At 39.4% G+C, this 10,069-nt stretch carries 5 protein-coding genes, 4 pseudogenes and 1 other annotated feature; of the genes and pseudogenes, 2 read left to right on the plus strand and 7 right to left on the minus strand.

Annotated elements, in window-relative coordinates:
- Positions 1 to 1,037 (plus strand): annotated as a pseudogene (locus FTU42_RS14160) (IS66 family transposase); the annotation flags it as partial.
- A 2-nt stretch (positions 1,038 to 1,039) separates the two neighbouring features.
- Positions 1,040 to 1,147: pseudogene (locus FTU42_RS14165) on the plus strand (IS5/IS1182 family transposase); the annotation flags it as partial.
- Between the two features lie 123 nt (positions 1,148 to 1,270).
- Here FTU42_RS14165 and FTU42_RS14170 read toward each other — a convergent pair.
- The 7 genes and pseudogenes from FTU42_RS14170 to FTU42_RS14200 form a co-directional block, all read right to left on the minus strand.
- Positions 1,271 to 2,461 carry an HlyD family type I secretion periplasmic adaptor subunit gene (locus tag FTU42_RS14170; protein ID WP_163120768.1) on the minus strand — a complete coding sequence of 397 codons (1,191 nt, stop codon included), beginning with the start codon at positions 2,459 to 2,461 and terminating at the stop codon, positions 1,271 to 1,273.
- Complete coding sequence (locus FTU42_RS14175; protein WP_163120769.1) at positions 2,458 to 4,587, minus strand: type I secretion system permease/ATPase; 2,130 nt, start codon at positions 4,585 to 4,587, stop codon at positions 2,458 to 2,460. The genes FTU42_RS14170 and FTU42_RS14175 overlap by 4 nt, the downstream gene beginning before the upstream one ends.
- Entirely contained in the window at positions 4,584 to 6,098 is a 1,515-nt protein-coding gene (locus FTU42_RS14180) for a TolC family protein (RefSeq protein ID WP_163120770.1), read from the minus strand. Before FTU42_RS14180 ends, FTU42_RS14175 begins: the two co-directional genes overlap by 4 nt.
- Positions 6,099 to 6,223: 125 nt before the next feature.
- On the minus strand, positions 6,224 to 7,318 hold the full coding sequence (locus FTU42_RS14185) for a BapA prefix-like domain-containing protein (protein ID WP_163120771.1): 1,095 nt from the start codon (positions 7,316 to 7,318) through the stop codon (positions 6,224 to 6,226).
- A gap of 45 nt (positions 7,319 to 7,363) precedes the next feature.
- Positions 7,364 to 8,209 (minus strand): OmpA family protein, encoded by an 846-nt coding sequence (locus tag FTU42_RS14190; RefSeq protein ID WP_163120772.1) that lies wholly within the window; start codon positions 8,207 to 8,209, stop codon positions 7,364 to 7,366.
- Between the two features lie 251 nt (positions 8,210 to 8,460).
- Positions 8,461 to 9,694 (minus strand): annotated as a pseudogene (locus FTU42_RS14195) (IS3 family transposase).
- Positions 9,303 to 9,419: a sequence feature (AL1L pseudoknot), on the minus strand. It overlaps the preceding pseudogene by 117 nt.
- A gap of 46 nt (positions 9,695 to 9,740) precedes the next feature.
- Positions 9,741 to 10,069: pseudogene (locus FTU42_RS14200) on the minus strand (DDE-type integrase/transposase/recombinase); the annotation flags it as partial.

The following is a 10,069-nucleotide window of genomic DNA, read 5'->3' on the forward strand; positions in this document are numbered from 1 at the left end:
AACTCGCACTATTTAAACAGCACAAATTCGGCAGTAAAAACGAACATCTCACTGCAAAACAAATCCATCTCTGGGATGAAGCGGTCGAAGAAGATATTGCAGCCGTTGATCTGGAACTGGAACGGCTAAATGCAGATAAAACCGATGCAGTGACACACAAAGCCAAAACCAATAAACCTAAACGTCGACCACTGCCAGATCATCTATACACCATCCGTATTGAGCATGAACCTGCATCAACCCAATGTGCTTGTGGCTGCCAACTCCGTCGTATCGGCGAAGATATCAGTGAAAAACTGCATTTCAGACCGGCACAGTTCTATAAGGAACAGCATGTGCGTGGTAAATGGGTCTGTGATCAGTGTGACACTCTGACTCAGCAAGCGATGCCCGCCTATGTGATTGATAAAGGCATTGCTTCACCTGAATTGCTCAGCCATGTGCTGGTATCGAAGTATGCCGATCATTTGCCGCTGTACCGTCAACGTCTGATCTATCAGCGGGCGGGAATCGAACTTTCTAGATCAACGTTATCTGACTGGATTGGTCGCTGCGGTGTGGAACTGGAGCCTCTGGCCAATGCCTTAAAAGAGGTGGTACTACAACAGCAGGTGATCCATGCCGATGAAACGCCGGTCACCATCATGCGGATGGGTGATGATGAGAAAAAACCGAAGAAAGGTTATGTCTGGGCCTATGCCACTACACAGTACAATCCAGTTCAAGCGGTGATCTATGACTTTCAGGATAGCCGTTCAGGTCAGCATGCAGAAGAGTTCCTGAATGGCTGGCAGGGCCATCTGGTCTGTGATGATTACAGTGGTTATAAAGCACGCTTTAAATCAGGCGATGTCATTGAGGTGGGCTGCATGGCGCATGCACGTCGTAAATTCCATGAACTGCATGTGACCGGGAAAAGTCAGGTCGCTGAACAGGCATTGGTGCTGATTCAGAAACTGTATGCGATAGAAGCAGAACTCAGGAAAAAGACCGATGGTACAGCGGAAGACCGCCGCGAATACCGACAACAGCATAGTCATTAATGGCAAGAAGCTTTCCTAGTCAGGTGAATGAAATTCATGCACGTGTAGCAGTCCTCAACAGATTTACGGAATTAGGTCGACCACTTACCCAAGTTACGCCTTAAATTTGGCTCAATTAGGGGCGCTTTGCATTTCAAATCTTTGTGCAACAAAGCCGTATTCACATATAAAAAGCACAAAAACAAAATTATTTACACCCTCAAATTTATTTACAGGCTCACTCAAAACTATCTTTCTCTTAAAGCCTCTTGCGCTTTATTAAATGGTTTTATTAGATAATCTAAAATCGTTTTCTCCCCTGTTTTAATATCGACTGTTGCAACCATGCCAGGAGTAATACTGAATTGTTTGCCTGCTTTATTCATCAATTTTCCTGAATCCGTTCGAATATACACTCGATAATAAAATTGATCTTGCTTAACTTCATCTCTCAATGTGTCTGGTGAAATAATTGAAACTTTTCCTTTCAACCCACCATAAATAGAATAATCATAGGCAGTGATCTTCACGAGTGCATCTTGCCCAGGATGAATAAAAGCAATATCTCGCGGTGAAATACGTGCCTCAACCAAAAGTTGTTCATCCAGAGGAACAATTGTCATCAACTTGCCATTTTGAGAAATCACTCCGCCAATAGTCATAACATCAATTTCTTTAACAATTCCTCGTACAGGTGATTTAAAAAGAGTACGATTTAAAGAGTCTGATTTACCTTTTACGACTTGTAATTGCGTTTCGATATCTGTGTTGGCTTTTGCCAACTCTTCTCGAGCTTTTACCAAATATTGATTTCTCACATCATTCATTTGATTGCGCAAATCAGTTGCTTGGCGCTTGAGCCGCAATACTTCGACTTCACTAGCTGCACCTTTAGCTACTAATGGTTCAGTCATTTGTAGCTCCTGTTCAACTAAAATAAGTGCCTGTTGTAAACCTGACAAAGATTCTTCTATATTAGATCGTCGTGAATGATACAGTGCTGTTTCTTCTTCAACTAAACTTCGCTCTTTAAGTACTTCACTCGGAAACTTTAAAGCAGTTCCATTGACTTCTGCACGTAATCGCGCTGCTGTTGCTTGTGATGCCAGTAGTAAGGAAGCAGATTCACCAACATTTGATGCAAAGCGAGTTGGGTCAAGTTGGGCAAGTACCTGCCCTTCTTGTACGATTTGCCCTTCATGCACATAAAGCTTTGTTAAAATTCCACCTTCAAGAGACTGTACCACTTGTTCTTTAGATGAAGGAATGACTTTACCAGTACCAGTTGAAACCTCTTCAAGTTTAAAAAACCATGCCCAGATCAATAAAGCCAGAAGCCCCGAACAAATAATCCAAATAAATAGACTGGGTCTGGGCAATGGTGGTTCTAAATCTTGAACTTTTACAGCATCTTTTCTTTCTATAGGATTTCTAATCATGATGCTGTACTCGCTATATTGGTTTGAGTATTACCTAATACTTGCTCTTTAGGACCATCCATAACAATTTTTCCATCATGTACTACAATAATTCGATCCACCAACTCAAGTACTGCTCGACGATGGGTTGCAATGACTAACGTTCTTTGGCCCAACCAGCCTTTCAGGTTGTCAATCAATTGTTTTTCAGAAACGTCATCGATTGCGGCTGTCGGCTCATCAAGCAATAGAATATTTGGTTGACGAAGTAATAATCGTGATAAAAGTAAAGCTTGACGCTGGCCACCAGAAAAACCAACACCACCTTCTAAAATTTGATGATCTAAACCTTCTTTCTTATCTAATACAAAGTTTAATGCCCCAGTGAGCTTGAGCACATTTAAAAGCTCTTGGTCAGTCGCCAAAGGTGAGCCTAATGTCAAATTTTCACGTACAGAGCCAAAAAACAAATGTGGATTCTGATTGAGTAAGCCCATATCTCGACGTACATCCGTTGGATCAATTAACCCCAAGTCAACCCCATCTAATTTGATTTTCCCTTGAACAGGCTCCTGCATCCCAGATAGCAACTGTAATAGCGTTGATTTGCCTGCACCATTACGACCTAAAATCGCTATTTTCTCACCAGTTTGAATTTCAAGTTTCGGAATGATGAGAGTAGGTTTTGCATCGTTTTCACTATATTTGAAGACAATATTATTAAGTTCATAATGTCCATTCAAAACAGGCCTATGAATTAAATGTGCATTTGGTGCTTGGTCAACTGGTTTCTTCATAAGCTCATCTAAACTTGTCTTAGCAACTTTAGCTTGTTGAAAACGCCCTAGAACTCCTGAAATCTGTGTAATTGGTCCTAGCATGCGCGATGATAAAATTGAACAAGCAACTAATGCACCTGTAGTCATTTCCCCTTTCATTACAGCAAAACATCCAACCAGTACGACAATCGCAAAAGTAAGCCCTTGCACTTTCTGAGTCCACGCCCCCACAATTCCAACTAATTTCCGTTGGCGCATTGAAATATCTGCAGCAGCTTGATTCATGTGATTCCATTGGTTCTGAAATCGAGATTCCGCTCGCAATAACTTAATATCTTCTATACCTTGAACAGCTTCCACCAGTGTTGCATTGCGAATAGCACCTTCACGCATTCCTTCAGATGCTAATTTTGCCAATGGCTTTTGAATCAAAATTCCAGGAATAATCATTAAAGGTACAACCAAAACCATGACCCAGAACAGATTGCCACCGATCAGCCAAAAAATGGCCAAAAACAAAAAGAAGAAAGGCAAATCTGCAATCGCTGAAATGGTTGTAGAAGTGACTAATTCACGAACACCTTCCAATTCACGTATTTGCGAAATAAACGTACCTGTGGATTTGGATCGCTCTTTATTTTTAATTCTTAAAGCATGACCAAATACCTTATCTGAGATTTTTAGATCTGCACGTTTTCCGATAATGTCTGATAAATAAATACGTGCAACTCGTAAACAAAATTCAAATATTGCTGCAATTAGTACACCACCGGCTAATACCCATAAAGTTGGAATAGACTGTGCAGGAATAACTCGATCATAAACATTCATTGAAAATAAAACTGTCGCCAATGCAAGTATATTGGCCATTAATGATGCAAACATCACATCCAAATAGCGTTTCCAGTCTTTGAGTACAATCGTCCAAAACCAGTTCTGCTCATATGGTTTAATATACTCATCAATACGGACATCAGGAATTGATTTCTCAGGTCTTAAAATATAAACATTGTTCACATTTTCTTTTAATAACTCTACAGTAAGTACTTGTGCTAATCCCTGATCACCACTGAACTGAATATTCGCATTCCCATTGGCATCGAGTTGATTCAATACGCCAACTTGCCCATCTCTCATTTGAATAAGAAGTGGTAAACGCCACGGATTCAAAATATCTTCACTAAATTCAGTTTTTCTTAGACTCATCCCGATCTGACGGCTCACCAAAATCAAAATATCATCAAGTGACTGGCTCGGATTCCAATCGAGTTGCAAGCGTAAACGCTCTTCAGATGGTTCGATACGATAATGTTTTGCAATTGCTAGAACGGCTTGAAGCCATGGCTGATAATTCATAGTTTTGCTCATGGTAAAATTTCAAACCCTTGAATAGAAGTATTATTTAGTTGATAAAATGCTCTTGAAGCACCAGTAACATAGATATACTGAATTAGGGCCGCGTAAATATCATATCTTGCATTTTCAATTTCCTGTGCGGCAGCATGAATTGCTTGTTCAGAATTCAATAAATCCACCACTGTGCGGGTGCCTAATTTATATTGTTCTTGATACAACTCTTTTGTCCGTGCCGTGGTTTCTTTTCTTAACGCTAGAACATCCATTTGCTTTTGCTTATTTTCGACCTGCACACGAATGAGTTGTATTTGATCTAAGACATCTAAATAAACTGTGTTAACCGCCGCTTTTGCTGCTTCTTCCGCATAATTTGCAGAACGGATTTTTGCTCGAGTCGCCCCGCCTTGGAAAAAGTTACTATTCGCTTCCAACATAACAGAGCTATAAAAACCATCATCTTCATTATTATTCGGATTTTTCCCATTCAAAGCTTGATTTAAGCTAGCTTTAATATTAATTGTTGGATAAGCGCTCAGTTTTGTTTGTTCTTTTTGTAATTTAGCAACTTGCACTGATGCCTGAGCTACGATCATCTTAGGAATTTGAGTGAAGTTTGGGTCATTGTATAAACCCGCATTACGAATGATCGTATCTGGAATATGCATCTTCACATGAGAGACGTCATAGCCTAGTAGCATTTGTAACTTTTGCTGATATTGCTTTAATTGCGTTTCTTGTATGAGTAAATTTGATTGGGCCGCTTCTAAATTTGACTGTGCCTGAATCGGATCTGCCTGACTACTAATACCCGCTTTAGCCCGTAAATTAGCGATTTCTGCAATTCGAGCAATTCCTTTGATTTGTTGATTAGCAATACGAACGATTTCTTGATAACGGTTAATATTGACCATCGCATTCGCTGTTTGATATGCAATATCATCAATGCTATTTAATGTATTTGCTTGTTCTCGTAATAACTTCGCTTCTTCTATATTGATATCGCTTTTGATTTTTCCAAAATCATATAAAACCTGTGTCGCTGATAAACTGTAAAGCTGTCTTCCCCGTTCGCCAGTCGTTAAATCAGCTGTACTAATACCACCAGAGATTTGAGGAAAATATTGTGCTTTCGCCGCATCAATGTTTGCACCTTGGCCTGCAATAGTAGCAATACTCTGAGTGATTTCAGGTCGACGCTGTAGCGCTTGATGAATTGCATCAAAAAGTGTTAGCTCAGCTTCAGAGTTAATGCTTATTTTTTCCATACCTTTAAGTTGTTGTTGAATACCACTCAATTTGATAACTGGCAAAGTATCTTGCGCTGTCTGCTCACCCCATGAGTATTTACTTAGTTCTTGAATACTCACTTGATTCAAATCTGCAGGTTGCGACGAAAAAAACTGTTCGATGTTTGCTTTAGCTGAGTCTAAATAATTTTTTGGTTTTGCTGCATAAATAGGCATTATTGGTGCACAAAACGGAAGAAACAGCACAAGCCATATCTTTGATTTTATAAAATTCATGATTTAAGCATCTTGGTAAATTCATACCGTGGGAGTTTTTCAAATGCTGCGTCATAGCATTAAATGAGTACTGTAATTGCAGCCATTTTCATTACAATTTTTATCTATCTTTATCCAAAATTAACTTAAGATAAATTCAAATTTAAAATGAATGAAAGGAGCGTTATGTTTGACATAGTGTCTTCACCTTCCGCTGCAGGAGTTACTTTGACAGTAATGCCGTTTTCAAGGTCTTCAGCTGTTAATGGACGGTTAACCAGTTCAGTGCCATCTTGATCTTTGATCACAACAGTATCACCAACGCTATAACCCGCATCTTTCGGGAAGGTTACTTTTGCATCAACTTTGCCATTCTCATCAACATCTGATGGGTTAATGACATCATCACCGCCATCTTGAATTTCAACAACTGGCGCACCTGTTAGGTCTTTTTCACCGTCACCGTCAACATCGCCCGGAACTACCAAGTCAACTGTTGAATTATCGCTGCCTTCTGGTGACGTATTGCCAGCTTTATCGGTCACTGTTGCGGTAACAACTGTATCTTTACCTTCCGCAGCAGGAGTTACTTCAACAGTAATACCATTGTTGTTAATGTCATCTTTGCTTGATGCTGTAACTTCAATTTCTTCTATTGAACCATCTGGATGAGTGATCGTAATCTTATCACCCTCTACAACTGGCTCGGTCGGCTTAACAGTCACTGTAACTTTGCCGTTGACAAGATCAGTTGGATTGATAACACCATCACCACCATCATTAATCTCAACAGTTGGTGCTGTAGGTGCTGTAGTATCTTTCGGTTCTTCATCCTTGTCATTGTGATCAATAATTGCTGCAGCGCCACCAACTACAGCAGCACCCACCAACCAAGGTAACAATCCAACGAGTTGACTGCTTTCAACAGCAGGCAATAATGCTTCTAATCCTGGAATGCCTTTAAAACCCGATACGCCATCAAACCAATATAGAACACACCCATCTTCTTCAAAAACCAAATCTGAAGCGACATCGTCATATGTTATAAAAAAATTCTCAATAACAACAACTTCACCATTTTTTAACTTAAGCACTAAGTTATTGCCATCACGGATAAATTCGTCGACGTCATCACGGCTCATTTTAGTATGAACAATAGAAGCTTCGGTTAATGTAATCTGTGTCGCATTTACTGTAGACTTATTTAATGAGTCTTTCTCAATTACAATAAAATTAGTCATATTTTTACCCAAAAAATTATATTCTTTTATCTTCTAAAACTTTAACTATTTAGTAATGCCTGTAATTTCGACAGTTACACGGCGGTCAGGCTGTAAACAAGCTTTGAGTTCTTCACGCTGTTTTACATCAAAACAACCATTCGTCACAGGTTGATTTTTGCCTGCACTAGACGTTGAAATATTATTTTCAGATACACCGTTTTGAACCAACAGGTTGCGTACTGTGTCTGCACGGTTTTGCCCCAATTGATTGTTATAGCTATCACTTCCCAAACGATCTGTGTGACCAACTAAATTAATGCGGCTTACAGAAACGAAGTTGTTATGAATTTGCGAAGCAACATTCAAGACCTCTTGACGCCCCTTTGGCAGTAAATCATTCAAGGAAGAACCGTTAAATTTAAATAAAGTGTCCGCAGCTAAATCCACTCGTATTATCTGTTCCTGAGCAGCAACCTTGTGCTTCACCTCACAACTTAAAGGCTGACCATTATTGGAAATAAAAGGTTTACCGTTTGTATTGACAGAGAGTACAAATTCATTGCTTGTTAGCTTTCCTACGTTTAAGTCAACATCACAACTTTGGCATGATTCTTCAGTACAGTTTTTTACTTTGAAATTATATGTTTCTGGTTTCAATGCATATTGAGCCGAATTATTTATATAAAAATTTCCAGCTTTAATACTGTCAATATAAAATTCAATCGGGCAATTTTGCTGTTCTGCTGTATCACCACCACAAAGCTTCTCATCTCGCTTTAATACAATAGGTTGATTATTTTCTTGCGTTTTTTTCTGAAAACGTAAATCTGATGGCTTCGTATATGGGCTTGATGTGCAAGCCGCTACCCCCAATGAAGCTACAACAGCTAAAAGTGACAATCTCAACATAACTATCCCTTGTGGACTTAGAACAATTTAAGGAACAATTTCAAGCACATTTCCTACACAAATATCTTTCCATGAATCTACTGAAAAATTATTATTGTGACGCAGTGCACATTTCAACATCTTTATATCAAAATAAATGTATATTTTGAACATTTATTTTTTGTGTCAACTGTATCACTTTATAGTTTTATTAGAAATACTTAACTAGATAGTGAACCGTACCGGGTTTATCGGAGACTTTTTTATTTAAGTTAGGCCACCTGACCTAACGGGTTAATCTTATCATAGTACATTGCTTCAAACTCAAAAGGCGATACATAACCCAGTGCACTGTGTACACGCTTTTTATTGAACCAATCTACCCAATTTAATGTCGCAAGTTGTACATCTGCTAAACCTTGCCAATCTGCTTTTAAATATTCAATCACCTCTGTTTTGTATAAGCCATTCACCGTTTCAGCCAGAGCATTATCGTATGAATCACCAGTTGTACCGACTGATGCTCGTAAATTTGCTGCTTCTAAACGATTGGTATAGCGAATGGAAAGATATTGCATACCTCTGTCGGAATGATGAATCACATTCTTTGGCATGCCTCGATCATGCAATGCTTGCTCCAGTGCATCAAGTACCATATCTGTATTCATCCGTGTTGATACTTTCCATCCAACAATTGCTCGCGAGAACACATCAATAATAAATGCGGTGTAGACCCAGCCAGAATTGGTTTGAATATACGTAAAGTCACTGACCTGAGAAGCACTGCTTCGCAAGGGTCAGGTCGATCAGCACTAAAATTCCGTTTCACTAAATCACCTGCCCGTTTTTGATCATCTCGGCTGCGGGTAGTTTGTTTGTTCTTACCACGCCAAACACCTTGTATATCTAGCTTTTGCATCAATCGAGCAACTGTACAACGTGCAATAACATAACCCTCACGTTTCAATTTTTGCCAAACTTTATGTACACCATATCGACCTGAACTTTCTTTCCAAATACGTTTGATTTGCTCTGCATGATGTAAATCATGCAGAGCACGTTTCGCTCGATGTTCTGGGTTATCAACGAGATCTAAAGCCCGATAATAGGTCGAAGCTGCAATCGGTAAAATTCTACAAATCGCTTCAACGCCATATCGATCTTTATTGTGATGGATAAAATCCACCATTATTTGTGTGGGCGGTCGAGCTCCGCCTGGGCGAAAAAAGCAGCTGCTTTGCGTAGAATTTCATTGGCACGCTTTAATTCTTTAATTTCACGTTCCATTTGCTTCATTTTTTCTTGGTCAGATATCTGTTGTACTTTAATAGGATTTTGCTGATCTAAATGCTTTTGATGCCAGGCACGCAATGTTTCAGGAGTACAACCGATTTTAGGAGCAATAGCTGTGATTGCTGCCCAAGTAGAAGGATAATCTTTTTCAGATTCAATTAGTAATTGAACCGCTCTTTCTCTGATTTCGGGGGTATAGTTTGGTTTTTTCATCGGAATAGTCTCTCAGAATATTGACTCTCCGACAAACCCGGTACGGTTCAGCTTTTAGATATTCAATCACCTCTGTTTTGTATAAGCCATTCACCGTTTCAGCCAAAGCATTATCGTATGAATCACCAGTCGTACCGACTGATGCTCGTAAATTTGCAGCTTCTAAACGATTGGTATAGCGAATGGAAAGATATTGCACACCTCTGTCGGAATGATGAATCACATTCTTTGGCATGCCTCGATCATGCAATGCTTGCTCCAATGCATCGAGCACCATATCTGTATTCATCCGTGTCGATACTTTCCATCCAACAATTGCTCGTGAGAACACATCAATAATAAATGCAGTATAAACCCAGCCTGAATTTGTTTGAA

This window comes from Acinetobacter sp. YH12102 (assembly GCF_013419125.1).
In the GTDB taxonomy this organism is placed as follows: domain Bacteria; phylum Pseudomonadota; class Gammaproteobacteria; order Pseudomonadales; family Moraxellaceae; genus Acinetobacter; species Acinetobacter pseudolwoffii.